Source organism: Raoultibacter massiliensis, assembly GCF_900199545.1.
Taxonomy (GTDB): Bacteria; Actinomycetota; Coriobacteriia; order Coriobacteriales; family Eggerthellaceae; genus Raoultibacter; species Raoultibacter massiliensis.
Genome location: NZ_LT962671.1, coordinates 1680563 through 1706619 on the forward strand (window position 1 = coordinate 1680563; position 26057 = coordinate 1706619).

General features: G+C 59.3%; 23 protein-coding genes. 9 read left to right on the plus strand and 14 right to left on the minus strand.

What is annotated here, in order from left to right:
* Positions 1–120: 120 nt before the first annotated feature.
* From C1719_RS11480 to C1719_RS11510, 7 genes are all read right to left on the minus strand, one after another.
* A complete protein-coding gene (locus tag C1719_RS11480) occupies positions 121–642 on the minus strand; it encodes an HdeD family acid-resistance protein (RefSeq protein ID WP_102375234.1) in 522 nt (173 codons plus the stop codon).
* Positions 643–905: 263 nt separating this feature from the next.
* Positions 906–1781, minus strand: a complete 876-nt coding sequence (locus C1719_RS11485; RefSeq protein ID WP_245874506.1) for an NAD(P)H-hydrate dehydratase — start codon at positions 1779–1781, stop codon at positions 906–908.
* Positions 1759–2478, minus strand: a complete 720-nt coding sequence (gene acpS / locus C1719_RS11490; protein WP_245874507.1) for a holo-ACP synthase — start codon at positions 2476–2478, stop codon at positions 1759–1761. Before acpS ends, C1719_RS11485 begins: the two co-directional genes overlap by 23 nt.
* Before the next feature lie 8 nt (positions 2479–2486).
* Positions 2487–4310 carry a glutamine--fructose-6-phosphate transaminase (isomerizing) gene (glmS, locus tag C1719_RS11495; protein ID WP_102376050.1) on the minus strand — a complete coding sequence of 608 codons (1824 nt, stop codon included), beginning with the start codon at positions 4308–4310 and terminating at the stop codon, positions 2487–2489.
* 209 nt (positions 4311–4519) lie between these two features.
* On the minus strand, positions 4520–5152 hold the full coding sequence (locus C1719_RS11500) for a TetR/AcrR family transcriptional regulator (protein ID WP_102375236.1): 633 nt from the start codon (positions 5150–5152) through the stop codon (positions 4520–4522).
* 56 nt (positions 5153–5208) lie between these two features.
* Positions 5209–7713 (minus strand): YhgE/Pip domain-containing protein, encoded by a 2505-nt coding sequence (locus C1719_RS11505; protein ID WP_102375237.1) that lies wholly within the window; start codon positions 7711–7713, stop codon positions 5209–5211.
* A 1-nt stretch (position 7714) separates the two neighbouring features.
* Entirely contained in the window at positions 7715–8362 is a 648-nt protein-coding gene (locus tag C1719_RS11510; protein ID WP_102375238.1) for an ATP-binding cassette domain-containing protein, read from the minus strand.
* A 190-nt stretch (positions 8363–8552) separates the two neighbouring features.
* Between C1719_RS11510 and C1719_RS11515 the strand changes: the two genes are divergently transcribed.
* From C1719_RS11515 to C1719_RS11525, 3 genes are all read left to right on the plus strand, one after another.
* Positions 8553–8786, plus strand: a complete 234-nt coding sequence (locus C1719_RS11515; RefSeq protein ID WP_146007891.1) for a hypothetical protein — start codon at positions 8553–8555, stop codon at positions 8784–8786.
* 8 nt (positions 8787–8794) lie between these two features.
* Positions 8795–9049 carry a helix-turn-helix domain-containing protein gene (locus tag C1719_RS11520; protein WP_102375240.1) on the plus strand — a complete coding sequence of 85 codons (255 nt, stop codon included), beginning with the start codon at positions 8795–8797 and terminating at the stop codon, positions 9047–9049.
* A 426-nt stretch (positions 9050–9475) separates the two neighbouring features.
* Positions 9476–9655: a hypothetical protein gene (locus C1719_RS11525; RefSeq protein WP_102375241.1), complete on the plus strand. Its 180-nt coding sequence runs from the start codon at positions 9476–9478 to the stop codon at positions 9653–9655.
* 645 nt (positions 9656–10300) lie between these two features.
* On the opposite strand, the gene C1719_RS11530 is transcribed toward C1719_RS11525, so the two are convergent.
* The 3 genes from C1719_RS11530 to C1719_RS11540 form a co-directional block, all read right to left on the minus strand.
* Entirely contained in the window at positions 10301–10696 is a 396-nt protein-coding gene (locus tag C1719_RS11530; RefSeq protein WP_102375242.1) for a hypothetical protein, read from the minus strand.
* 104 nt (positions 10697–10800) lie between these two features.
* Complete coding sequence (locus C1719_RS11535; RefSeq protein WP_102375243.1) at positions 10801–11934, minus strand: hypothetical protein; 1134 nt, start codon at positions 11932–11934, stop codon at positions 10801–10803.
* A gap of 66 nt (positions 11935–12000) precedes the next feature.
* Positions 12001–12723, minus strand: coding sequence for a hypothetical protein (locus C1719_RS11540; protein WP_102375244.1), 723 nt, complete (start codon positions 12721–12723; stop codon positions 12001–12003).
* A 1004-nt stretch (positions 12724–13727) separates the two neighbouring features.
* On the opposite strand from C1719_RS11540, the gene C1719_RS11545 reads away from it, so the two are divergent.
* Positions 13728–15527: a putative bifunctional diguanylate cyclase/phosphodiesterase gene (locus C1719_RS11545; RefSeq protein WP_180963573.1), complete on the plus strand. Its 1800-nt coding sequence runs from the start codon at positions 13728–13730 to the stop codon at positions 15525–15527.
* 40 nt (positions 15528–15567) lie between these two features.
* Positions 15568–15984: a SufE family protein gene (locus C1719_RS11550; RefSeq protein WP_180963574.1), complete on the plus strand. Its 417-nt coding sequence runs from the start codon at positions 15568–15570 to the stop codon at positions 15982–15984.
* Positions 15985–16136: 152 nt separating this feature from the next.
* Here C1719_RS11550 and C1719_RS11555 read toward each other — a convergent pair whose 3' ends face one another.
* Positions 16137–17717, minus strand: coding sequence for a hypothetical protein (locus C1719_RS11555; protein WP_102375247.1), 1581 nt, complete (start codon positions 17715–17717; stop codon positions 16137–16139).
* A 387-nt stretch (positions 17718–18104) separates the two neighbouring features.
* On the opposite strand from C1719_RS11555, the gene C1719_RS11560 reads away from it, so the two are divergent.
* On the plus strand, positions 18105–18527 hold the full coding sequence (locus C1719_RS11560) for a hypothetical protein (protein ID WP_146007892.1): 423 nt from the start codon (positions 18105–18107) through the stop codon (positions 18525–18527).
* A 5-nt stretch (positions 18528–18532) separates the two neighbouring features.
* On the opposite strand, the gene C1719_RS11565 is transcribed toward C1719_RS11560, so the two are convergent.
* Positions 18533–20041, minus strand: coding sequence for a response regulator transcription factor (locus C1719_RS11565; protein WP_102375249.1), 1509 nt, complete (start codon positions 20039–20041; stop codon positions 18533–18535).
* Between the two features lie 333 nt (positions 20042–20374).
* Here C1719_RS11565 and C1719_RS16360 point away from each other — a divergent pair, with 333 nt between their 5' ends.
* From C1719_RS16360 to C1719_RS11580, 3 genes are all read left to right on the plus strand, one after another.
* Positions 20375–20626, plus strand: coding sequence for a zinc-ribbon domain-containing protein (locus C1719_RS16360; RefSeq protein ID WP_102375250.1), 252 nt, complete (start codon positions 20375–20377; stop codon positions 20624–20626).
* Positions 20627–20740: 114 nt separating this feature from the next.
* Positions 20741–23353 carry a molybdopterin-dependent oxidoreductase gene (locus C1719_RS11575; protein ID WP_102375251.1) on the plus strand — a complete coding sequence of 871 codons (2613 nt, stop codon included), beginning with the start codon at positions 20741–20743 and terminating at the stop codon, positions 23351–23353.
* A gap of 2 nt (positions 23354–23355) precedes the next feature.
* The gene (locus tag C1719_RS11580; protein ID WP_102375252.1) at positions 23356–24180 is read left to right on the plus strand and encodes a 4Fe-4S dicluster domain-containing protein; all 825 of its coding nucleotides are present in this window, start codon (positions 23356–23358) and stop codon (positions 24178–24180) included.
* Positions 24181–24476: 296 nt separating this feature from the next.
* Here C1719_RS11580 and C1719_RS11585 read toward each other — a convergent pair whose 3' ends face one another.
* Positions 24477–24770 (minus strand): ferredoxin family protein, encoded by a 294-nt coding sequence (locus tag C1719_RS11585; RefSeq protein WP_102375253.1) that lies wholly within the window; start codon positions 24768–24770, stop codon positions 24477–24479.
* Complete coding sequence (locus tag C1719_RS11590; RefSeq protein ID WP_102375254.1) at positions 24767–26053, minus strand: FAD-dependent oxidoreductase; 1287 nt, start codon at positions 26051–26053, stop codon at positions 24767–24769. The genes C1719_RS11585 and C1719_RS11590 overlap by 4 nt, the downstream gene beginning before the upstream one ends.
* Positions 26054–26057 lie beyond the last annotated feature (4 nt).

The window sequence follows — 26057 nt, forward strand, 5'->3', positions numbered from 1 at the left end:
TCGCGAAGGGAGATGCGCAGCCTCGCTTAGCGCTCAACCTGCCGCGCGGGGCTTGCGCCGCCTTTCGGACTCGGCCCGTTGGTGGCTCGCAAGCGGTACCGCAATACGCAGCATGCAGCCTTACAGCATCGTGCGCGAAGAAGCGCCGTAGATCGCAAGCGACACACCGCGCATGATCACGAACACCGCCATGTAGATGACGAAGCTTGCCGGGAACACGAAGAAGCATACGCCGCAGAGCGCGCCCACGATACCGGAGAAAAGCATCCAACCCCAAAGACCCGAACCCGTTTTCCTGATTTTGAACGATCCGACGATTTCGAATATGCCGAATATGACGAAAAACAGCCCGATGATCCACGGGATAACCGCCGCAAGCGCAAGCGGATGGATGAGGAACATCAGACCCACGATGATGTCGAGGATGGCGTAAGCAAGCGCCCAACCCGACATGTTCGCAACTTTCCTGAACCGGACATACGAGATGATGTCGAACACGCCCGAAACGAGGAACGCCGCGCCGGCAAAAGCCGCCATCGTGACAAGCGTCAGCCCCGGGGCGAACAAGAAGAATACGCCGCACAGCACGAGCAGCACGCCCGCAACGACCAATCCCCAATCCCGCTTTTTCGTCGTTTCCATATCGAACTCCTTAAGCCTCGTTCGCAGACGCCCGCCAAGCGGGCGCCTGACCTCTCTTCGATTTCACTGATTGTACTGCCGAGAAGAACCCGTCACGGGCGATCGGAGATTCGTGAAGCAACGGTTACGCGAACGCAACCGACGCGAAAACGATAAGACGGGAGATTATCGAACGGCGCCAAGGGCCTTTGCGCACCCGAAAAGCGTCCTTCGCGCCCCATGCGGGAAAACTGCGCGCGAAGGCGGCGGCCGATCGCGTGCGGCTATCTGCCGCCTTCGGAAGAGAGCGACCTGATCGCATGCGGCAGAAAGCGGACGACGTCTTCGGCGCTCACGCAGATGTCCGTCAGCTCGTCGGCGGCCATCTTCCCGGCACGCGCATGGAGCGTCGATCCCAGCATGCAGGCATCGAGGGGATCAAGCCCTTGGGCGAGCAGCGAGCCGATCATGCCCGCGAGCACATCGCCGGTGCCGGCTTTCGACAGAGCCGCCGTCCCCTCGTCCATGCAGAAGGCGTCATCCCCGTCGGAGATCCAGGTATCGGGTCCTTTGAGCACGACGACCATGCCGTATGCAAGCGATAGGGACCGTGCGAGCCGCGACGGATCGTCGCAGGGCAGATCGAACGGCTTCGCAAGACGGGCCGCCTCGCCTCCGTGCGGCGTCGCAACGGTCGGCCTGCCTTCCACGAAGCGCCGCTTGCACAGGGCGCGGCCCTCGTCGCTTGCCAAGGCGCCGAGGGCGCCGCCGTCCACAAGAACCGGGGCGTCGGCATCTTCGAGCGCGCAGAAAAGCAGCCGCGCCGTACGGCCTTCGCCGGAATCGAATCCGGATCCCACTGCAACGGCGCAGGGGTGCTTCTCCGTTGCAACCGCAGGCGGGCGATCGAACCATGCTTCGTCGGATGCGACGACAAGCGACGGCCCGACCGACCGAACGGTTTCGACAGCGCGCTTATCGGTGATCACTTCGGTGTAGCCTGCCCCCATGCGCTGGCTCGCGAGCGCGGAAAGGCATGCGGCGCCCGGATACGCCGCGCTTCCGGCCATAAGGACCAGTTTGCCGCGCGTATACTTGTTCGCCCCCTCGCTAGGATGCGGAAGAAGCTCGCGCAACCTAGCTTTGCCGTACGGGTTCATCTGCATTCTCTTTCGGCTTTTGATCCATCTCGTCGAGCAGGGAGCGCGCCTCCTTGAATTGCTTGGCGAGCTCCTCCATCGGGTCGACGCGCTTTTCGGCGGCCTTAACCGATTCGGCGGTAATGGCCATCGCGCAGGCAACGGCTTCGGTGTGGGTGTAGGAAAGAGAGAGTGGCAGTTCGACGACGCCCAGATCGGCGGCAACCTCTTTTGCGCGCCCGTGGAGCACCACCGAAGGCTTGCCCTTCGCGTTGCGCACCACCTCCACATCGAGCACGCCGATGCCCTCCGAGAATCCGGTACCGAGGGCTTTCAAGACCGCCTCCTTGGCGGCGAACCGCATGGCGTAGTGGATCTCAGGCACGCCTTTGCCATCGCAATAGACCTGCTCGTCTTCTGAGAATACCTTTTTCTTGAAGCTCGGCGTACGCGAAAGAATGGCCTTCATGCGCGCGATCTCGACGATGTCGACCCCAAGGCCGACTTCCTCGAGCGTGCGCATGCGCCGCCCACCGACTTCGGGGGATGCCTCTGCATCTTCGCCGTGTTCGGCGGATGCCGATGCAACGACGCGGCTTTCCGTCGGCGCCTCTGCACCCGAAGCGGCAGCGTCCTGCAAGGGCGCTGTCGCTATGCCGTCGCGCTCGAGGAGATCTCCCGCCGCAGCGGCAACCGCCTGATCACCGATCTCGACCACGGGCGCCCCTATTCGACCGTCACGGATTTAGCGAGGTTGCGAGGCTGATCGACATCGCACCCGCGCGCAACGGCAATGGCGCGGGCGAACAGCTGCAAGGGAACGCTTGCGGTAATCGGCGAGAAGCAGTCGCGCACCTTCGGAATGTAGATCACATGCTCGGCATGCTTCTTGATCTCGGTATCGCCCTCGGTCGCAATGGCGACGACCATGGCACCGCGTGCGCGGCTCTCCTGCAAGTTCGAGATCGTCTTTTCGTACGTGGGGCTCTGCGTAGCCACGGCAACAACGGGAAATCCCTCGTCGATAAGCGCGATCGGGCCGTGCTTCATCTCGCCCGCCGGATACGATTCGGCGTGCAGGTAGCTGATTTCCTTGAGCTTCAAAGCCCCCTCGGCGCAGATGGCCGAACCGAGGCCCCGCCCGATGAACAGCGACGAGCAGGCGTCTTTGCAGGCAAGCGCCGCTTCGTCGATGGCCGTCGTATCGGAGAGGATCGTCTCGATCTGCTCGGCGGTATCGGCGAGCTCTTTGAACAGAAGCTTGATCTGGCTCGTCGTGAGCTTGCCCTTCGTTTGTGCGAGCAGCATCGAGAGCAGGGTCAAACTGACGACCTGGCCGAGGAACGATTTCGTGGAAGCGACCGCGATCTCCTTGTTCGCTTTGGTGTAGATCACGCCGTCGCTTTCGCGGGCGACAGGACTGCCGACCACGTTGGTTATGCCGAACACTTTCGCGCCGCGCACGCGGGCGTCGCGGATGGCGGCCAGCGTGTCGGCGGTTTCGCCCGATTGCGATACGGCAACGACGAGCGTGGTGGGCGTGATGATGGGGTTGCGATACCGAAATTCGCTTGCCACCTCGACCTCGGTGGGGATGCGCGCCCAGCCTTCGATCAGCTGCTTGGCCACAAGCCCCGCATGGTAGCTCGTTCCGCACGCGATGACGTACACGCGGTCGATGAGGTTGAGCTCCTCATGGCTCAAATCGAGTTCGTCGATCGTCAGGGTTCCCCCCGTGAGCCTGCCCGCCAACGTGTCGCGCACGACGCGCGGCTGCTCGTGTATCTCCTTCATCATGAAATCGGGATATCCGCCCTTCTCAGCGAGATCGACATCCCAATCTATGCGGGTCACCTCAGGTTCGAAGCGCTCGCCGGGTTCTTTGTAGTACTCGATGGAATCGGGCATGAGCTTGGCGAACTGGTTGTCCCCGAGAATGACGACGTCGCGCGTCGCGTCGATGAGCGCGATTATGTCCGAGGCGACGTAGGATCCGTCCTCGCCCTTTCCGATGACGATCGGCGAATCCTTGCGCGTGGCGATAACGGTGCCCGGCTCATCGGCGCATACCGCCGCAAGGCCGTAGGCTCCGATCACGCGCTGGGTCGCGCTGTGCACGGCATGGAGCAGATCGCCTTCGTAGGCATCCTCGATCAGATGCGCGAGCACCTCGGTATCGGTGTCGCTCGTGAACACGTGCCCATGGGCGATAAGCGATTCGCGCAACTCGGCGAAGTTTTCGATGATGCCGTTGTGCACGACCGCGATTCGGCTGTCGCACGACGTGTGGGGATGGGCGTTCTCTTCGCTCGGACGGCCGTGGGTCGCCCAGCGGGTGTGGCCGATGCCGCACGTTCCGGGCATATCCCTATCGGCGACCTTCTCCGCCAAGCCTTCGACCTTGCCCACGCAATGCACGATATCGAGACCGTTTTCGCCCTCGACGGCGATGCCCGCCGAATCGTACCCGCGGTATTCGAGGCGCTTCAATCCCTCGATGAGAATATCCTTGACGGGCCGAGAACCCGTATAGCCGACAATTCCGCACATAGAGCCGTACTCCTTCGTCTGCCTTCGCGCAATCGCATGCGCGCACCTGCGACGGGCGCATGCGCCCGTTTCGATGCCGATCATTGTAACGCAGCGAGACCTCGGGCAGGCACGACTCGCTCAATCAACAAAACCGCGTTGCCGTGCCGTTTTCGATCGGACGAGCAACCGCCGGCAGCGAGCACACGAGCGGATCGCGCCGAATGCCCTCACTGCTCCGTGCCCACGTTCGCATGGCGGACGAAGTCGATGATGTTTTCGATGAACGCCTCTTTGCTCACTGCGGCCTTCTCGTCGATATAGTACAACGACGTCGTAAGCACCATGCCCACCAGGGCGACCGCTTCGAAATCGACGTCGATCTCGGGTCTGATGAGACCTTCGGCTTTCGCGCGCGCAAGCTGATCGCGTATGAGCCCGAGCAGCCGCTCTTCGTTTTCGCGCATCGACCCCGACCACACGCGGCCCTCGCGCCACAGCTCGGACACGAAGAAACGCCCGAACTCCTTGTTCTCGAATATCTTCACGGCGAACCGCTCGATCATGCCGACGAGCGCCGAGGGGCCGCTGTCGGCGCACGCGGCGATCTCCACGAACTCATCGGCGAGTTCGCCCATACCGGTGTCGAGGATGCTCTCGGCCATCTCCGCCTTGCTCTTGAAATGGTAGTAGGCAAGGCCCTTGGAGACGCCCGCCTCTTCTACGATCTCGTCGACCGTCGCCCCCGTGTACCCCTTTCGGCCGATCACCTTCACCGCAGCATCGAGCAGCAAGGCGCGCGTCGCGCGTGCCTTGCCGCCTTTTTCACCCTGCCGAGAAACCGCTTCACGTACCCGACCCATATCGCCATCCTATCCGACGGGTCCTGCGCTGAGCACAGGCCGCACATCCCGCTTCGCTACCCGAGCTGAAGCACCGGATGCAGATCGTCCATGCGGACCGTGCGTTTACGATATGCTACCACGCTTGTGAGCGCGAAGCACGCCGCACCGATCATGAGCAACACGGTGCAGTCGAAAGCCACGATGCCGTAATCGAGGCCCGTCATGATCTGCCTCATCCCCTGCACCACGTAGGTCATCGGCATGAACGGATTGATGGCCTGGAAGAAATCGGGCGTGGTTTGGATGGGGAACGTGCCCGCACATGCGGTCAGCTGCAACATGAGCAGTATGATGGCGACGAACTTGCCCGGGAACCCGAACGCAGCCATAAGGAACTGCATAATGGCCGCAAAGACGATCGCCGTCAGATAGCCCATCGCGTAGAACGCGGGCACGTTGTCGATCTGAAGCTGCAAACCAAACTGGAGCACCACCATCAAAAGCGTCGCTTGGATGATCGCGAATACGGCCATCGGCATGAAGTTGGCAAACGCGACCATGACGGGATTGCCGCCCGAAAGGATGAGACGGGAGTTGAGCGGCTTGAACACGAACCCGGCGACGAGCCCCCCGACCCACAGGCCGAGCGCCATGAAGTACGGAGCGAAGCCCGTGCCGTAGTTCTTCACAGTCGTGTAGTACTCGTTCACAAGCTCCACCGGATCGGACATGGCATCGGCCTTGCCCGAGATGTTCTCGGTTTGTTCGGCCGCGGTTTGCGCCCCCTCGGCAAGCTTGGTCGAGAGCTCGCCCGATCCGTCGACAGCATCGGCAAGGCCGTCGGTCAGCGTGGCGCTGCCCTCTTCGAGCTGCGATGCGCCCGAGGCGATCTGCACTGATCCGTCTTTGGCCGACTGCGCTCCAGCCGCAATCCGGGATGCGCCGTCGGCAAGCTCGCCCGCTCCCGATGCGGCCGAAGAAACGCCTTCGTCAACCTGACTCGCGCCCGAAGCAACTTCGGCGGCGCCCGAAGCGAGCGCAGCCATGTTGGCGCTCACTTCGCTTGCCCCCGCATCGAGCTTGCTTATTCCGCCTGCCAGCGCAGGTGCAGAAGCAGCGAGGGCCGCCGTCCCATCGGTGAGAGCCTTGAGTTGGGGGGCGCTGTCCTCGATGCCGTTGCGCGCGGTCGACAGGCCGCCCTTGACTCCCGCAAGCCCCGTTTGCAGCGCGGATCCGCTACCGGTCTGAGCGGCGATCGACTGGGCCGCGGCAATGGCACCGGGGTTTGAGGGATCGGTGCTCGCAAGCCCTTGCTGCACCCCGGCAACCCCTGCGGCAAGATCGGAGGACGGTCCCGTTGCGTCCGATATGCCGGTGAGATACCGCTCTGCGGCAGCGAGCTTCTCTTGATCGGAAAGCGAGGTGTCGCCCAGCACGGCGAGGGCATCGTTTGCCGACGCGTTAACCGAGCCGACGCCGTCGCTTATCCGAGAAACGCCCGCCGATGCTCCCTGCAATCCCGATGCCAAGCTCGACGCACCCGACGACACCTGACCCAAGCCGTCCGCAACGAGGTTCACGCCCCCTATGAGCTCGGAGCTCGATCGGGAATCGTCAGCGCCGATGCTGCCCGCAAGCGCGCTCATGCTTCCCACGACCTGCTGCACTCCGGCATCGAGCTGCGCTGCCTGCTCGGGCAAATCGGCCGTCTGCCGGGCAAGCTGGCTCGCTCCGGCCGCCACAACGCCCGTACCCCCCTTCTCGAGCTTCGAAGCGCCCGCCGAAACGGTATCGGCTCCCGACGCGAGCCGATCGGCGCCGGACTGCAGCTGATCGGCGCCCGAAACAAGGGATTTCGTACCCTCGTCAAGAGAAAGCGCCCCACCTGCGAGCGTAACGAGGCCGCTCTCGAGCGAAAGCGCGCCGTCTTTGAGCACAGAGAGGTTGGTCGTGATGGTCTTGCTTCCGTCCTGAGCCGTCTTCAGCCCGTCCTCGAGCGTGCCCGCCCCATCGGCGGCACTCTGGATGTCCTTGCCCGAATCGGCAACGCGATCGAGCACGGTCGTCCAGTACTCGTTGGCCACGCTGTCGCTCACGCGCTGGCGGACCTCCTTCCACACCGTTTCCCCGATCTGGGAGGCAAGCATGTTCTCGCTCTGGTTGTATTCGATCTTCAGTTGGGCCTTGCGCGGCGAATCGCCGTCGACCGAGGCGACGCTTTCGGAAAAATCGGCCGGAATCGTGCACGACATGAAGTACGTGCCGTCTTCAAGACCCCTTTGCGCCTCTTCCGCCGACACGAAGTTCCACTGCAGGCCGTCATCGGTTTTCTTGAGCTCGTCGACCACGTCGTCGCCGAGCTTGCGGTTCTCGCCCGAGATCACTGCGCCTTCATCCTCGTTCACAACCGCGACGGGCACCGTATTGAGGCGCGCATACGGGTCCTGAAACGCCGCGAGGTACAGCGCGCCGTACAGAAGCGGCATGATCGCAATCGCCGCAATGACAACCCACATCACCTTCGATGCCGTTATGTTCTTCCATTCGAGTCCGGCGAATCGCAAACCCTTGAACGCCATGCTACTCACCTTCCTTCGCCAGGTAGATCCTATCGTCCGCCATTTCGGCAAGGGCGCGTTCGACCACGCCCACTACGATCGCGACATCGCGTTCGCGCGCCGAGCGGTGCAGCAGCTCCATGAGCCCTTCCGATTGGGACATCGTCAGCTGATCCTCGATATCGTCGATGACCACGGCATCGGGGTCTCCCGCAAACGCGAGAGCGATGCCAAGCTGCGCCATCTTCTCGGCCGTGAGGTCTTTGATGCGAACGTCGGCAACGTCGTCGATGCCCCAGGCGCGCATGTAGCCGACAACCTGCTCGCGCTTGGGCTTGCGTCCGAACAGCTCGAATTCGGCTCCCACCGCATACATCGCCGTCAGACTCTCCTGAAGCTCGTTGAGACCGGCGAAGACACCGAGCCCCACCCGTCGCCCGACCTTCGCACGCTGCTTCGGAAGATCGAATCCCCCGACGACGAGCGTACCGCCCGTCGGCTTCATACGACCGGCCAGCGTGAGCAGCAACGCCGTCTTGCCGCTGCCGTTGCGGCCGCGCACTGCGAAAAGCTCGCCTTTCGACACCTCGAGATCGACTCCCTTGTACGCATAGCCCGCAAGCGTCTTCAGCTCGAGGCCGCGTGCCGCCATGTACGGTTGCCCTGTCATTGCTTACTCCTTTTTTTGACTGACTAGTCAGTTTATTTTTGTGGGAAGTATAGCACCATGGAACGGCGTTGCAAGCCCCGTTACCCGATCGTCAACCGAACCCCCACGAACGCCACAGGCGCACGGTTCAAAAAGAATGGAGAGAGGCGAATCCCCTTTCTCCCCTGCTCAAGTCAAGCGCATCCGAACAATGGCTCTTCTCATGATATGGCTTGCCGTCCTAGAACTGACCATGTCCGCGGGCAGCGCGATCCTCTTTCTGCAATCGGGTATAGAAATACAGGTCGTCGGCACAACCGACCTCGGCGGATCCGTTGTCAAGATTAACGGCGGTGCGATCTTCATGGCAGCGGTCCTTTACTGTCTCTCCGTGTTCTTCGAATACGGATCCCTCCTCCAACAGCTCACCGACGAGACGATGTAGGTGACAGCATGGCCATAATCATCAGACTGGACAGGGCCATGGCCGAGAGAAAGGTCTCGCTGAAGGATTTGGCCGAGAAGGTCGGCATAGCGGACGTCAACCTCTCGAGGTTCAAGACGGGGAAAGTCAAGGCTGTCAGGTTCTCCACGCTCGACGCGATATGCAGGCACCTCCAGTGCCAGCCGGGCGACATCCTGGAATATACCGACAACCCGGACGAGATGGGGCTTGCGTGCTACAGGCTCGAAGACGAAGACTCATGATTCGGATATTTATGCTTATATTCTCGGCCGCCTCTTCTGAAAAACTAATACTGCATTCTTTTGAAAACTGATCCTCCATGATGAGACTCTCCCCAATCTGTTCGCCTCGAGGCACCCCCCCCCGGTTCTCTTCGAAAATGAACAAGCATTAGTTCATTTTCGAAGAGAACCAGACATAACCGAACGCACAAGACTGCGCAGCGACATAAACTGTTGCTACGCGCAGATCGAGTACCCAGAACGCCCGGAGCCGCACAGCAGACCCGTAGTGGGCGGCGGCGACAAGGAAGCCTGCCACGGTATCATGCTCGCCAAGAACCTCCTCGCAAAGGCCCTCGGAGTCGGAGCCGTCGGCACCCTTTAGTAGGCCCGCCGCAAATACCCGTACCTCGTGGTGCCACCCCCGGCTATCGGCTCAATGCACGGGTGTCGGCCGAGGCCCGAAGGATCCACTACGACCATACCGACCCCATCGAGCTGTTTGGCTTCGACGAAGAGTGGCTCTACATCACCGGCTCGCCGCACTGCCTCGGATGCACTTTCGGCCTTCCTGACATGCGCCGGAAGCTCTGCTGCGCGGGCGATTTCAAGAAGATCGGCAAGTAAATCGAGAGAGCATGATCTACAAGAGCGCGAGGCCTTCGTGCCTCGCGAAGCGATGCGGGCGAATCTTCCAGAGGCCTCGTCAAGGGCTTTGGCCACGGCTCCTTCGATGGCATCGTGCTGGGCTGCGCCCACCAGGATCAAGTCTCTGATTGCTGCCGACCTATTGCCGCGGAATACGAGAGGGCGATCCCAATTACCCGCTGCAGTTCGCTGCGGCGCGAAATTGAAGCATCGGATCAGACATAGTACCTTCTCGAAGTAGCAATACGGCATTCGAATATCCGTATTACAATCCGTTATTCAGTCAGCCTGATATGTGGCAAATATGCACTATCGAGATTTATCGTTCTACCAGCGTTTTCGACGCGCCGAAAATCGTTCGAATGCACATTCGTGTGCATTTCCCTTAACCTGCTTCTCCTCTTGAGATGAAAAGCGCGCGAAGCGTATCGATCGTTCGGGAGCCAGCTTTCCTCAGCAGGGTCTGTCGACTTGCGGGAAGCTGCGCATGCGGAAGGGAAGGACCCGGCAATATCTTTCCACATGCCGGGGCGGTCTTGAGCAGGGGACTCGGGACGGAGGCGGGTCGGGCATAGCCTAACCGCGCTGCAGGTAGCCTGCAGCGCGGTTAGCGACAGCGGGTTTTCAGGAGCCGGTACCGCCCTCCCCTATTTCCAAGTAATAGGCTATGGCGACGCATTCGGAGAAAGGAATCAGATAGCCGGCCTTTACGGTTCGCCCGACTTCCAGCTCATCAATGTTTCCATGCAAGGTAAACACGGTTGAATAGTCCACCGAAAGACACCCGTCCCCGATGCCCTCCTTATTGCCCGAATCGACCGTCATCGTGAATACCATCGCATCGGAATCCACATAGATTACCTTACCCGTCGTGTAGAACATATGGTCGCTCGGGCCCGTTCCGGCGTTGGAAACCCTGATCACATGCCAGAGCAAGAAACCTCCTGCAACGACGGCTAAGCTTCCCGTTATTGCGAACGCGATTGCTAGTGCTTTCGTCGATTTTCTTTTAATGGCCATGCATCACTTCCGATCTTTGGAAGTCTCTGCATAGAGAGGATCGGCTAAATTCGCATATCCTCTCCATGCGGATAATCAATTAATCGTCGAGCCTAAGAAATAAACTACCAGATTGCGATAGCGGTCATGTCGCGATAGTAGCTTGAATCGTAGTTGAGAATTCGCGTGTTGCCATTCCAGCCATCACAAACCGATAGACAATTCAAGGAACCCGATCCATCTTTAGCGTTTAAGGTCATATATCCGGTAACGGCCATGGCGTGCCCAATATCTGAGTCGGCTGCCAGACCAGCGCCAAAGATGGACATATTGCCGTCATCGATCGAGTCCCTGTATACGTTCATCCCAGGAAAGAGAAAATGATTCGCATAGTTCAGATTCTTCCCGCGAGCTTTCGCGTAGGCAACGATTGCCGGACCAGCATTCTTCATATTAGTGGAACCGTAGGAGATGCCGTTCTCTACTTTGTACACTGTTGTCGACGAAAGATTCCAAAGCTCTGCATAGTCCGACTTCAATCCGCTTGTTCCGCCCGTAGACACGAAATGACTGCTGACCGTCAGCATTGCCGATACAACGCAGGCATACGTTCCGGTAGTTGATTCAACTAAAGGTTCGCTGTACGTTTGGTATCCCGACACCGCGTTTGCCTGACCGACGTTATAGTCTTTGTACACAACAGTTGCGTCTACGAAGCACTGGTTCCAACTTGTCGGCTTACTCGAACGTGTGCTTGCAGAGTTAACGGTAACACCCTCAGCTTCGGCATCAACGATTTCTCCAAAATTTGTGAAGCCCAGTTCCGTTTCATCATCAATGAGGGCGTACGTTACCATATCGAGCTTGTAAAACTTCTTCTCACCACCAGATCGGGTCGCAGGAGCGAGCTCTGTTGATGTCATGTAAGGGCTTGTGGCTTCCTCGCCGTAGGCGAACTCTGCGATCCCCGAATCGCTGTCGAAGTCGTAAACAACATATCCGTAGGGCGTTCCGTCGCAATATGCATGAACAACGTAACCCGAAGCTTGGCCGTCCTTGTTGTACAGCTTTATCGGGTCTGCCGCCGTCACCTGCTGGTCGGGCACAACCGTACTAAAAAACCTTTCTCCCATGTCGACGGCTACGGCGTCGTCGACAAGAACTTTTCCGTCGGTCCCATCATCCGCATACGCCGGAAACGCGATGAAGACGGCAGAGAGGACTCCTACTATGAATGCGACAATGCGTTTTCTATTCATAATTTATCCTCGATTCCTATCATATCTCGATGTGGCTTGATTGGCGGTCAAGGCCGTCGCTGGCTCCTATTCCAGATAGAGATCCACTTGATAGTTGAAACCCTGCCCGGTCAGTATGTTGAAGCCTGCTCCCCCGACGCCGCCTCCACACGTATAGAGATCCGCTGAGTGGTCGAACGAAATCGCAGGAAACCCGCTTTCAATCGTCACGCGTTGGCCATTGAACATCTCCTGAATGAACCTGTCCTTTTGCATCATCGCGTAGAAAGTGTTGTTGTAAGTAATGAACGGGCTTTTCTGCGAAACCTCGAATGTTCCTCGCTGTATCTGAACGGTGCTGGCATCAGTGCCCCAGTCGACTCCGAGGGTTATCTTCGCATTCATCTCGACATCGGGACCGAGTTCACGAGTTTCTTCAACGTACCCCGACTTGATTGCGTTCTCGATCATCGAATCCGTTACCGGGAACACATATCTAATCACGGCGGTGTAACCGGCGCTATTGTCCCTCAAGTCTCTCGATACGTTATTGATCTGCACGTAGGGTTCTACTCCTGGACAGCTTGCAATAGATGCAGCATCGACACTGTTTGTTTCGGCGAGGAGCTCGCCCGTTGAGGAATCGGTAATGCTGGCCTTTACTATCGGGAAGGCGGTTGAGCGGCCCGCCTCCTCACCTGCAAGAGCTTTAGCTGGTGAGGCGGCTGCGACCGCAAGCAAGCCAGCAGCGCCGAACGCTCCGAATTTCAGTAGGTCCCTGCGGGAATAGAATATCTTGTTCTCAGCCATAATTTATCCTTTACTGTTTCCTTGATGAGCAATAACCGAAACTCAAGAAAAGAGGGAAAAGACCGCCGTGCCGGCATTCCTTCTTCTTTTGGTTAGTAGATACCCGCATAGGCATCAGCTCCTCAAGTAAGAAAACGCTATTCCAAATATAATGATTAAGATAGTAATTTTAACGAATAACATTATATAACTAATGTAATTATAAATCAAAACGAGGCGATAATTCAGAGGACCGAAGAGGCCCAACCATGCTCGAACACAAGGTCGCGGATTCTTCGCTGGTTTTGCGCCGCGTGACCGTCCGCCATCCCGATGGTGTGAACGCATGCCTTTGATGCAATGCAATTAATCCACGTCGGAAAATATACGTACCTACGTATTCCGTAGAACCCGCCTTGCTGGGAGTGAAACCTTATGCTTTGACAGCCTAATACCCGAGCAGAGACGCGGACGAACCCCATGTTATCGGGCGACGAGAGAATGGGCGGTCATGCACTGGTAGTCACCCGGGTTGCAGGGAGGTGAAAACGCTCCCTTGTACCGGGAGCCCAGCGATAAGGAGGTCTAGATGGGTTTTTGGTAAACGGCCGTGGAACTCGAGGCGCTTGGCGTGCTTGTCGACAAAGCGATATCCAAGTAGAGGTTGCGCCGATCGCACCACTGTCGGAAGCTTCCAGGCATTGCATCTAGCCTTGCAGACCCCAGGACTGGGGTCTGCGTTAGCATGCCCTACTTCCGATCCGAGCGGCAGGGTCGGAAGCCTCAAGAGGATGCCGAAGCGAACTCGCAAGGGCTAACGTAACGCTTTAGGCCCAGATTTGTACGGATAAATGCAATGGTTGCATTTATCCGTACAGTGCTTCACTTGCGTTTGCAACCAACCCCGGTCCAAAAAGGCCAAAAAAGGGGGTTCAAAAAGTACTTTATACCTAACTATTTTTCTCACTGTTCGAGCCGGAAGGCTATACTGGTTACGTATGCGTTCATCCCCCGAAAGGCTGCCCGTGAAACGGAGAAACCTCATCATCATCGCCGCCTGGTTTCTCGGCGCCATGCTCCTGCTCTGCCTCTTCTTCCAAATGCAAAGCTATGCGGGCATCATCAACGAAGCGGGCGTGATACGGGGAGGCGCGCAGCGCGTGGCCAAAATGGAGCTCATGGGCGAACATGCCGACAAGACCGCAAGCCGCGTTGACGACCTCTTGAACGATATTTCGGAGGATGAGAACAACCGCCCGCTCAAAAGCCCGGCAACGCTCGATTTCATCGAGAAGATCGACGCGACGCGCATCCAGTGGAATCTTATGAAAGACGAGATCGCCGCGCTCGATGCGGGCGAGGGTTCGACCGAGCGGCTGCTCGAGCTGAGCGAACGGCACTTCGAGCTGGCCGATGAGATGGTGTACGCCGCGCAGGCGCGCGCCGAGCAGGATTTCGCGGCTTCGTTTTTCTTCGGACTCGTCCTCATCCTCGCCGCCACCTCGCTCGTCCTTTTCCTCGAGCGCAGCAGCATGCGCCATGAGAAGATGGCTTACCGAACCGACCTGCTCACCAAGGGCATCAACCTCGCGGCGTTCGAGGGAGACGCCACAGCGCTGCTTGCTGGGTCGAAGGCCGATTCGTATCTCGCCGCCTACACCAACATCACCAATTTCAGGATCATCAACGAATCTTACGGACACGACGCAGGAGACCGCATCATCATCGAAACGGGCGAGCTTCTCGAGGAGAGCTGCTCCGGCAACGAACTGTGCGCCCACGCGAACGCCGATCATTTCGTGCTGCTCGTCAGAGACGTGCCAGGGCGAATACGCTCGATAGCAGACAAGCTGCAACGGCGACTGCAAGGCCAGGGAAACGCCAGCGCCTCGGAGGTATTTCGCTTCGGAGTCGGCGTGTGCAGAATTTCGGGGAGCATGGGGGTGACCGAAGCGATAAGCAACGCGACCGCCGCGCTCAAAGAAGGCAAGCTCGAGGACGGCATCGCCTGGTACGACAGCGCCTTCGAGGAAACGCTTCGCCGCAGAAACGATATCGTCAGGCACATGTCCGAAGGCATCCAGGATAACGAGTTCAAGCTCTACCTCCAGCCGCAGATCGATCTGAACACCAACGAGGTGGTCGGAGCCGAAGCGCTCTGCCGATGGGATTCCAAGGCCCTCGGCTTCCTCATGCCCGACGGCTTCATACCGCTGTTCGAAAAGAACGGGCACATCGTCGATCTCGATCATTACATGCTCGAGCGGGCATGCGAAGCCTATCGGGATCTCGCGGCCGCAAAAGCGGCGCCGGCAACGTTCGCCGTCAACTTCTCCCGCAACACCCTCATCCAGCAAAGCTTCGCCGAGAGGCTAGGCGAAACGGTATCGCGCTACGGAATCGAGCGGCACCGACTCGAAATCGAAGTGACCGAAACCGTTTTTTCGGTTGACGAGAATGCAGTCGTAAGCATCGTCGAAACGCTGCACAGCCAAGGCTTCCGCATTTCGATGGATGATTTCGGAACAGGGTATTCCTCGCTCAGCCTGCTGCGCAAGCTGCCCATCGACGTGCTGAAGCTCGACAGACGGTTCATTTCGCAGGAAAATGCGACGCCCCGCGAGGCGCGCGTGCTCCAAGGCATCATCGACCTCTCGCGCGATCTCGGCATCGCCACCGTCTGCGAGGGCATCGAAACGCCCGAGCAGGCCGAATCGCTCAGGGGCCTCGGCTGCACCGTCGGCCAGGGCTACCTGTTCGCCCGCCCGATGCCGGCCTCGGATTTCGCAGCGTTTCGAAAAGCATGGGACGAAGCCGAACGCTGATGGGCGCATGCTGCGAAATCGCGCTATAATATTGCCCGCCATGGAAACAGCAGCAGAAGCGCAACAACGACTCATCGACGATTTCGCGGAATTCTCCGACGATCCGTTTTCCCTGTACGAGTACCTGCTCGGCTTTGCTGCCGACCTGCCGGTGATGCCCGACGAAGAAAAGAAGCGGGCTCGGCTCGTCGAGGGATGCCAGTCGCAAGTCTGGCTCAACGCGCATCGAGGCGCCGATGGGAACCTTGCAATCGCGCTCGACAGCGACACGCTCATCGTGCGCGGAGTGCTGCATGCGATCGTGCAGATTTACTCCGGTCGCCCCGACGGCGAGATCCGCACGACGGATTTCACGTTTCTCGAACAGACCGAGCTCGCCGATCTGTTCTCCGCAGAGCGGCAAAGCGGCATCGAAGCCGTCATGAGGGATATCAGAAAGGCAGTCGCCGAAGTCTAGGGAACCGCGCTCTCGGAATCGACAACCCGCTTCACCCGAACCATCCAATCGCCCTTGCAGAAAAGCGCCCCGAACACGCGGGCGAACGCTCGCATGCTCGGGGCACCGCATCGATCGAGGAGGAGGACTCGCAGCAAAGCCCTTCTCGCAGGCTATTCGACCGTCAGAGCCTCAAGTCCGACGCTTTCGGCAAACAGCACCATCTCGTCGAACACATCGCCGTACACAAGCGAGGTATGGTTGCCGGTCGTCATCGTGTACTCGCGGAACTTGCGCCCGTCGGACACTTCGAAGAACACGCCCTCGCTGCAGTTTTCGTCGTTGTACCCGATGCCGCCGACGATCTTGCCGCGGGCGATGAGGATCTTCGAGCAGGTGGGGTCGAATCGGGCAAGCGTTATCGTCTTGCCGATATCGCGCTTGAAGTCGTAGCGGACCGTCGCGCCCCAGCGCCCGTCCATGGCAAACGGGCGGATGGCGTAGGGGGCAAGCGGCGCGTCGTAGCCCTCGAAGCGGCGGCTCGGCACCGCATGGTAGATGGAGAACACGCTTTTGGCGCCCTGCGCTTCGAGGTTCGGCGTCTCGGCATCGCAGGACTCGGGGCGAAACATGACGCGCGTCTTGATGACGAGCGGATCGTTTTCATCGAGCTTGGTCGGCACGGTGTTGCCCATGTACGGCGGAGTCTGGGAGAGGCTCGAGAGAAGCACCATGGACAAAAGCGCAGAGACGTCCTGCTCGCATGCCGAGCACACGCCGCACTCGTTGTTGAGCACGTGGTTCAGGCACATCGTGGTCTTCTCTTGGTTCAGGCGACGCGTTGCGCACATATCGGGACACGGGGCTGCAAACGCGTTGCAGTCGAGCTTCTTCAGAAGCTTGTTCACCAAATAATGGGCGCGCATCGACGGGACGATGTTCTCGCGCGGCATATGGCAATCCTCGGCCGCATCGATGAACTCGTCGACCATCTGCTCGATCTCGACCATCTCCTCCTCGGTGATGTTATCGGCTTTGCGGCCCGGAAGCGTCGGATTCGTCATGGGATCGACCACATGGAGCTGATCGAGGAACTCATGCAGATTGTAATAGGTGAACGTGGTGCCAAGGCGCTCGGTCACGTCGGCATGATTCAGGAACGAATCGTAGTTCGTCACCGGGAACACCGAGTTGTTTCGCACAACGACCAGGGCGCGGGTGCTCGCCATGACCTTGCGGGCGCGCAGCGCGCGCAACGTTTTGCGAGCGTCCTCCAAAGTGGCCGGGCTGTGCATTTCAAGGCCGCGGGCACGAAATGCCGCCGACATGTGGGCATCGTTGTTGGGCGTGGGCAGGATCATCGAAGCGACATTGTAACGGCGGGCGAACTCGATGGCGAGATCGGCGCCGAACACGGTGAAGTTGTATATATAGAGATCGACCTTATCGTGATCGACGGCCATTTCCTCGAGCATCGCATCGTTCAGAGGAAACGTCTCGTCGCGGCGGATCACGATCTGATCCATGATGTTGACGCCGGGGATGTCTCCGAAGTTATCGAGCAGCTTCTGATAATCGGATTTGCTTTTCATCTCGATGACCATCATGTCGTGCTCTTTGGTCAGCTCGTCCCCTTTTCCGAATCGGCACGGGCCCTCGAACACGTAATCGTGGTACAGGCCGATTTCGATTGGCCTCACATTGAGCGTAACCTCACGATTGTTTCGCAGCTCGAATTTTTCTGCAAGATTCATGCCAGCTCCTTTCGCATTGCATATCGGTTCGCCACCGACGTCCCTCGCCGATGACGTCTCGCCCTGTAATCACGTGACGCCCGCCTCGCGGAAACACGAACCGCCACCCGGGGAAGAGGAACTCAATCCCGATGGTTCCGCCGCACGGCAAGGCATGCACGATAGGCGAATCATTGCGCCGTTTTACCGCGCAGGCATCGGCTGAGCATGTTGAAATGAGCCTTCCATTTCATACCGAAATGTTGATACCTCCGAAAAACCCCATTTCAACTTCTGATGTTGACGCACCGCGCGAACGAAAACCGTACAATCGAGACGATATCGACCGCACTCGACGGGCATGGCCGGAACGTCGCAGCAAAACGCCGTATTTCGCGAGGAGGAACCATGGGGCTGAAGGAGCATGTCGAAAAATCAAAAATCCTTTCGGATGAGGAACTCGATGCCCTAAAACGAGAGCCCGTCTCCTACGAGAACACCTACAACCACCTCAAGAGTTTCATCAGGTACCGATTTCTTATCGACGACGATGAATTCTGGGACGATCGCATTCCCAAGCTCGCCGAATACAGCATCGACCGACTGCTCGCGAACATCGACGAGAACGACAGCCTGGGCGACCTTTCGATGAACTGCACGGGATCCTCGTCCGCCGAAACCAAGTACGCCCTGCTGCTCATCACGATCAGAAAAAGGCTCGGATTGACGTTTGCACCCGTCATGGCAGCAGAACTCGACACGGTTCCCCTGCTCGCCGAAGAGGTCGCAAGGCAGCTTGCGGGCATCCGAGCCGCAGCGGAGCCTGCCTGAAAAAACTATCGACCGCCGTCGATTCCGGGAATGGTTTCGTCATCCACGATCGTCATGAGCCGTTGCTGGGAGTTGATTCCCAGCTTGCGATAGATATGGTAGATATGCGATTTCACCGTGGCGCTGCTCACCACAAGCTGCTTGCCGATGTATTCGGCATTGCGCCCTTTCGCAAGCAGGTAAAACACTTCGGCCTCGCGAGGCGTGAGCTCGTGCTCTTCGATCACCCGATCGCAGCGTACGCGAAACGTGTTCACATGCGCATCGTCGACGCTCTTCGATGCCGTCGCGGCCGCCGAAGCCGTCGCCGAGGTGAGCAGATCATTCAAGCGCTTCTTGGTTTTCGATTCATCGCCTCCGTATATCGAGAACACCGCGATCACGACGATGGCGAACACCACCACGGCAAAGGCGAAAGCCGATTCGGAAACGCCGAAGGCGAACACGAGCAGATAGGCGACGATGGATCCGAGAAAGAATCCCGTCCAGCTTGGGGCCTGGCGATGGGCGAACCGATCAACGGGGTGCAGCTGGAACTCGGCGTTGTCGATACTCGTGGAATACCATGCGATCACCGAGGAGTGCGCAAGCGCCATGTTGACAAGGCACCCGCAGAGCACCTGCCCCGCACCCTCGAAAAAAGGGAACAGCAGCAACCCCGCCATAATGAGAGGCAGCGAGATGCGCTGGACGACCCCGGTATCGACGTCGACCTTCGGCCCGAGATAGCCCCAGACAAGCGCGGGGATCGACCCGATGATGCCGCTCGCGCCGCACACCATGGCGGGAATCGGCCCCATCGAGCACATCAAGATCGACATGAATCCGTACACCGCGCCATGGCACGCCACAGACAGCGTTGCCGGAACGGTCAAGAGCGCGCTTTTCTTGTACTCCCCTACCGGCAGGATCCGATCCTTCGGAATGCGCATCGAGAGAAACGCCGCCAAGCCAACCGAACCCACGATGAGAAAGGCGATCTCAAGCAGCCCGATCCATGCTTCGAGCGTCGCGTTGGCGAACACGAACATGAGCGTGCCGCCGCATGCCCCGATGCAGATGGTAACCGCCGTCCGACGAGTCGGAATAAGGCTGAAGAAGATGCACCAATACGTCATGATGCTCGCCTGAGCTACGCCGAACAGCGCCCACACGAGCGCAGACACCCAGATGGGAACCCATTCGACCGATAGGTTCACAAGCGTGTTTACCACAGCGAAGAGGGCGAGAAGCGAACCGATCGTGAAGAGCCGGTTGCGATGCTCGAAAAGCCAATCCTGTTTCCAGATGAACACGACGAACGACAGCGCGAGCGTCAGAATGGATACGATGCGCAAAAGGATGGCTTCCCGGATATCGCAAAAGCTCAGCAGTGCAAGCGACGGGCCGAACACCGCCGAAAGCTCCCAGCCGATAAGACACGAAAAACCGATGCCTGCAAGTATGTAGGTATTGAGAAGGTCGCCCGGCGTATGCGTCCGCTCGGGTTCGACCGTATCGCCAATTTCCCCCATCGAGTCAGCCTCTCAACATTTCAGTATGATACGGATTTTTTCAAAAAGACTGATTTCAACATTAGCAGTTGTAGATATTTTTCGCCACCTGGCGATACTGGTTTCAGACCGTTGCCACGATGGAAAAACAGACGGGGCAGCGCGTTCTCAACTCCTTTATAACACCAGGTAAATTAGCTGTTTACATTTTTGGTACCTACTCGGGCCGCGCGATTTGAAACGTCTGGGACCCCAGTCTGCAGATGTTGCATACGCAGGATTCGAGTTGTGCATAGAAGTCCAACGAACAGTGAATGGAACGATTAGCGGCTCGCCGCAGAAAGGACGAAAACCATGTGCTTCAGACCGCCAACCATTGAGGCAGGCCCCGTCAAATGCCCCCAGTGCGGAGCAGAGGTGGATCCAACCGCCAACGAGTGCCCGAGCTGCGGCGCCAAAGCAGCGCCGGCACCCGGAATCCCCCCCATGCCGGGTGCCCCCGGCGCTCCGGGTGCCCCGAAAGCACCCGGCGTTCCCGGCGCGCCAAGCGCCCCGAAAGCACCCGGCGCGCCTTCGGCGCCGAAGCCTCCGACACCCGGAGCGTAAACCGCGGGGATCGGAGCCGTCGTCTGCGCGAGCCGAGCGCAGACGACGGCTCAAGCCAGAGCGGCCGCTTGCAAGACCGGCCGCAACAGCCCTTACACAGTGAGGAGAAACAAGATGGGAAAAAACGTTACCGGCACCCACATAGTGAAAGGATTGGGCTTCGATAGCTTCGGCCTCGGCGCAAACGCCTGCTCGGTCGACATCGACGAGGAGAACGACAAGATTCTCCGCATTCGCCCCTTCCATTTCGACGAGCATTACGACCCCGAAGACCTCAACCCCTGGAAGATCGAGGCGCACGGCAAAACGTTCGAGCCCGGCTTCAAAACGCTGATCTCGCCGCTTTCGCTTTGCTACAAGAAGCGCGTCTACTCGAAAAACCGCATCCCCTACCCCTTGAAGCGCATCGACTGGGATCCCAATGGAGAGCGCAACCCGCAGAATCGCGGGACCAGCGGATACGTCCGCATTTCCTGGGACGAGGCCGCACAGCTCGTGGCCAGCGAGATCAAGCGGATTCACGACACGTACGGCCCCAATTCCATTCTGTGCGAATACGACGGCCATGGCGAGACGAAAATCGTCCATGCGGCCCACGGCTGCATGACCAAGCTCATGGAACTCTGCGGGGGATTCACCTCGCAGGCCCGCCAACCCGACAGCTGGGAGGGCTGGTACTGGGGAGCCAAGCACATCTGGGGCATGGATCCGCTCGGCCAGCAATCCAAGCAAAGCAACATCATCCAGGATATCTCCGAAAACGGCGACGCCGTCCTGTTCTGGGGCTGCGACGTTGAAACCACCCCGCTTGGCTGGGGCGGCTACATGGCAAGCCGCATCTGCTTCTGGTTCACCGACATCGGCGTGAAGCAGATCCACATCTCGCCCGACGTGAACTACACGAACGCGGTGCACGCCGACAAGTGGATCCCCGTGCTTCCCAACACCGACGCGGCGCTGCAGCTTGCCATCGCCTACACATGGATCACCGAAGGCACCTACGACCAGGAGTACCTTGACACCCATGCGGTCGGATTCGATCACTTCCGCTACTATGTGCTCGGCGGCGAAGACGGAATTCCGAAGACCCCGAAATGGGCCGAAAAGATCTGCGGCGTGCCGTCTTACACCATCAAGGCGTTCGCCCGCTACTGGGCGAAGCACGCGGTTTCCATTGCGCACTGCAACGGAGGCAGCTACATCCGCTCGGCGTTCTCGCACGAGCCCGCCCGCCTCGAGGTCGCGCTGCTCGGCATGCAGGGGCTCGGCAAGCCCGGCGCCAACCAGTTCAAGTTCATGGAGTGGACGCTGTTCGGCATTCCCGGCGTATCGCCGCTGCCTCCCTCGAAGATCCCGGATATGGGTGCCGCCTATCGCGGCTGGGTAAGCAGCGGCTCGCAGCCGAGCTTCATCCCCAAGACCATGATCCCGCAGGCCATCATGGGCGAAAAAGTTACCTGGTACGGCCATGTGACCGCCGGTCTTCCGCGCGAGGACCAGTTCACCGGCCCCTTCACCTTCCCGCTCGAAGGCGATCACGGCATCCATATGGTCTGGTCCGACACGCCCTGTTGGGAAACCTGCTGGAACGGCGGGTACCACATGCAGGACGCCCTGCGCCACGAGAACGTCGAGTGCGTCGTCATCCAGCACCCCTGGATGGAAAACGACTGCTTCTTCGGCGACATCATCCTTCCGTCGAACACCAAGTTCGAAACAGAGGATATCGGCAGCGATTCCGATTCGGGCCAGTGGAACGTCGTGCTGTACGAGCGCCAGGCCATCCAACCTCTTTACGATTCGAAATCAGACAAGGAAGCCGTCGGCGAGGTTGCCAAGGCCCTCGAGAAATTCGGCGGCATCTACGAGAACATCTACGAGCGCTATCTGGGCGGCAAAACCGACGACGAGTGGATCGAATACGGATTCGAGAAATCCGGCGTCCCCGAAGACGCCTCTTTCGAAGAGTTCAAGGAGAAGCAGTACTTCGCATTCCCGACCCGCGAGGATTACCGGGAGATGCCCGTCGGCCTCAGCAAGTTCTACAAGGATCCCGAAAAGAGCCCGCTGCGCACGCCCACCGGCAAACTCGAGTACTATTCGACCTCCTTGGCTCAGATGTGGCCCGACGACAAGGAACGCGGCCCGGTGCCCCATTGGGTCGACGAATCGCCCGAGCATCAGGAGCGCCAGTATCTCGACCGCGGACGCACGTATCCGTTCCTGCTCGTTTCGAACCATCCCCACTTCCGCGTGCACGCGCAGCATGACGACGTAACCTGGCTTCGCGAAATCGAGACCTGCAAGGTAACCGGCCCCGACGGCTACAAGTACGAGCCCATTTGGGTCCACCCCTCCGATGCCGGCAAGCTCGGCCTCGAAACCGGCGATATCGCCAAGATCTACAACGAGCGAGGCGGCGTGCTCGGCGGCGTCATCGTGTCCGAGCGCATCATACCCGGCGCGATCTACCAGGATCACGGCGCACGCGTCGATCCCATCGTCATGGGTGCGGGCGGCCTCGACCGCGGCGGCGCAAACAACCTGATCGCCCCGCTGCCGACTACCTCGAAGAACACCGTCGGCGAGGTGACGAGCGGATTCCTCGTCAACATCGAGAAAGTCGACGTCTTCCAGCTTGCCGAGCAGTATCCCGAAGCGTTCAACCGCGAATACGACCCCGATTGCGGCCTCGTAGCGACCGCGCGCATCGTGGAAGGAGCATAACGATGAGCAAGGTTTTCATCTTCGATTACAACAAATGCAACGGCTGCCGCAACTGCCAGCTCGCCTGCAAAGACGAACATGTCGACAACGACTGGATGCCCTACGCCAAGCCTCAGCCCGACACCGGGCAGTTCTGGACGAAGCTCGAGGAAAAGGTTCGCGGCCAGGTTCCCAAAGTGAAGGTATCCTACACCGTTCGCATGTGCCAGCACTGCGACAACGCGCCATGCATGGCTGCGGCCCCCGAAGCCGTGTACAAACGTGACGACGGCCTTGTCATCATCGATCCCGCTAAGGCCGAAGGAATCAAGGAGCTCGTCGAAGCGTGCCCCTACGATGCCATCTTCTACAACGAGGAGCTCGGCATTCCGCAGAAGTGCACGGGCTGCGCGCACCTCGTCGATGCCGGCGAGATTCCGCACTGCGTCGACGTATGCCCGCATGAGGCGCTTCGCTTCGGCGAGGAATCCGACTTCGCCGAAGAAATCGCCGCAGCAGAGCTGCTTGTACCCGAGCGCGCCGACGACAAGCCCCGCATGTACTTCCTCAACAAGCCGAAACGCTTCATCGGCGGAATCGTCGTCGATCTCGAAGCCGACGAGGTCATCATCGGCGCCAAAGTAACGCTCGAAAATCTGGACAACGGCGATGTGGTGGCCACCGAAACCGACGAATTCGGAGATTTCTGGTTCCACAACGTCGATGCCGCGCTCTACAAGGTATACGTAGAAGCAGACGGCTACCTCACCCGCGTGATCGATACGACGACGGTCGACGAAGATCGAAACGTCGGCGTTATCGAGCTGTTCGTCAACCAACTCGCTTAGCGGCGGATTGAACCATCCCCAAGTTGGCGAACGATCGACCGCCCCGGCGAAAGCCGGGGCGGTTTTGTTTTGCGGAATACCCGGGCGAAGGCAAGACGGCATCTCGGGAAACGGTGCCTCCGAAATGCCGTTTCCCGAAGCGGCAGGCCCGCCTCCCCCCCCCAGACCGAAATCGCCTGCAGACAGAACGAGGCGGCCGACCGCGCCTTGCGCTACGGTCGACCGCCTCTGCCTTGCACAGGGCTTTCGGGGGTACGAAGCCCTGGGAAAGCCGCATCCTGCGTGTGCGCCCCCGCCTATCCGAACCGATACGACACGCCCATTCCCGCCTGGGGATACTCCCACTTTTCGAGAATGGTGCTGCCGCAGAGAATCCTGCAGGTGCCGCACTCAAGGCATCCTGCGTAGTCGAAACTCGTATCTCCCTCGGGGCTGCGCTTGTAGAGCCCCGCAGGGCAGCAGAGGATCAATTTGTCGAATTCGGCAGGATCGGGGTCGTCGACCAGAACGATATGAGGATTCGCCTCGTCGACGTTGAACTTGTCGACGGCGAGCTTCTCGTCGACGTTGACCGTGATTTCCTCGATCATAGCGCCTTCACACCCTTCCGCACATCCTTGAGCACGTTCCACATGCCGAGCTCCTTGACCGGACCCATGGCCTTCTTCTTGATCGGCTGCACAGGAGATCCGTCAACCGTGAACATCGAGCGCAATATATCCGCCGCCATCTCAGGATACCCGCAGAAGATCCGCGAGGTGCCCTCCATGAACGAGGGGAAATTGCGATACGCCTGCAAGTCCTTGAGCACGAAGCTGTTCTCGAGCTTCGTTCGATACGACGAAAGCCGAGCCGACGAGACGTCGCCCGCCTCGAGCGCTTCAAGCACTGTCTGAGCGGCGATCTCGCCCGAAGCGACCGCATAGTCCATGCCGCGAACCTGATAGCCCAAATTGATGCACAGCATGCCAGCATCGCCCGTGACCAGGCAGCCGTCGGCGTAAAGCGTCGGAATCATATCGTATCCGCCCTCGGGGATAAGGTGTCCGGAATATTCGACGAGCTTGCCTCCCCTGAGAACCGGCGCGACAGACGGATGGTTTTTGAAATCCTCCATCATCTGGTAGACCGGAACCTTCGATGTGCAGAGATCGGACAAGGTTGCCACCAAGCCGATTGAAATCGACTCGCGGTTCGTGTACAGAAAACCGCCGCCTACATGCCCATGGGTCGCCGCGCCGGCAAACAGCCAGGCGGATCCTCCCCCGGCCTCCGCCTGGAAACGATCTGCGATAACCTGTTCGGGCAGCTCGATCGTCTCTTTTACGCTCACGGCGAGCTGGTGGGCAGACGGACGGGTGGCAAGCTTCGTCTTCTCGGTCAGAAGCGAGTTCACGCCATCGGCCAAAATGGTGACTTCTGCGGTTATCTCGTCCTCCCCTGCGCGAACGCCGACGATCCTGCCGTCCTCCCACACGAGATCTTCGACCGTGATCCCGAAAATGCACTCGGCACCGGCTTCTTCGGCCTTTGCCGCAAGCCAGCGGTCGAAAGGACCGCGCAGCACGGAATACGAGCTGTTCTCGGGTCGTCCGAGCTCGGGCGAAGCGAACTCGATCGTCGTATTCTCATTCTCCGTGATCAGGGAAATCTTCTCTTTGGTAATCTTGCGCTCCAGGGGAGCCTCGTCTTCGAAATCCGGAAACACCGGCCGAAGCGAATGCGTGTAGATGCGCCCGCCCGTCATGTTTTTCGAGCCCGCATCGCCGCCGCGTTCGATCAGAAGCACGCTTTTTCCCTCGCGCGCCAGCACGCAGGCCGCAACGGATCCGGCGCACCCGGCTCCCACGACTATCGCATCGAAATCTGCCATGGTC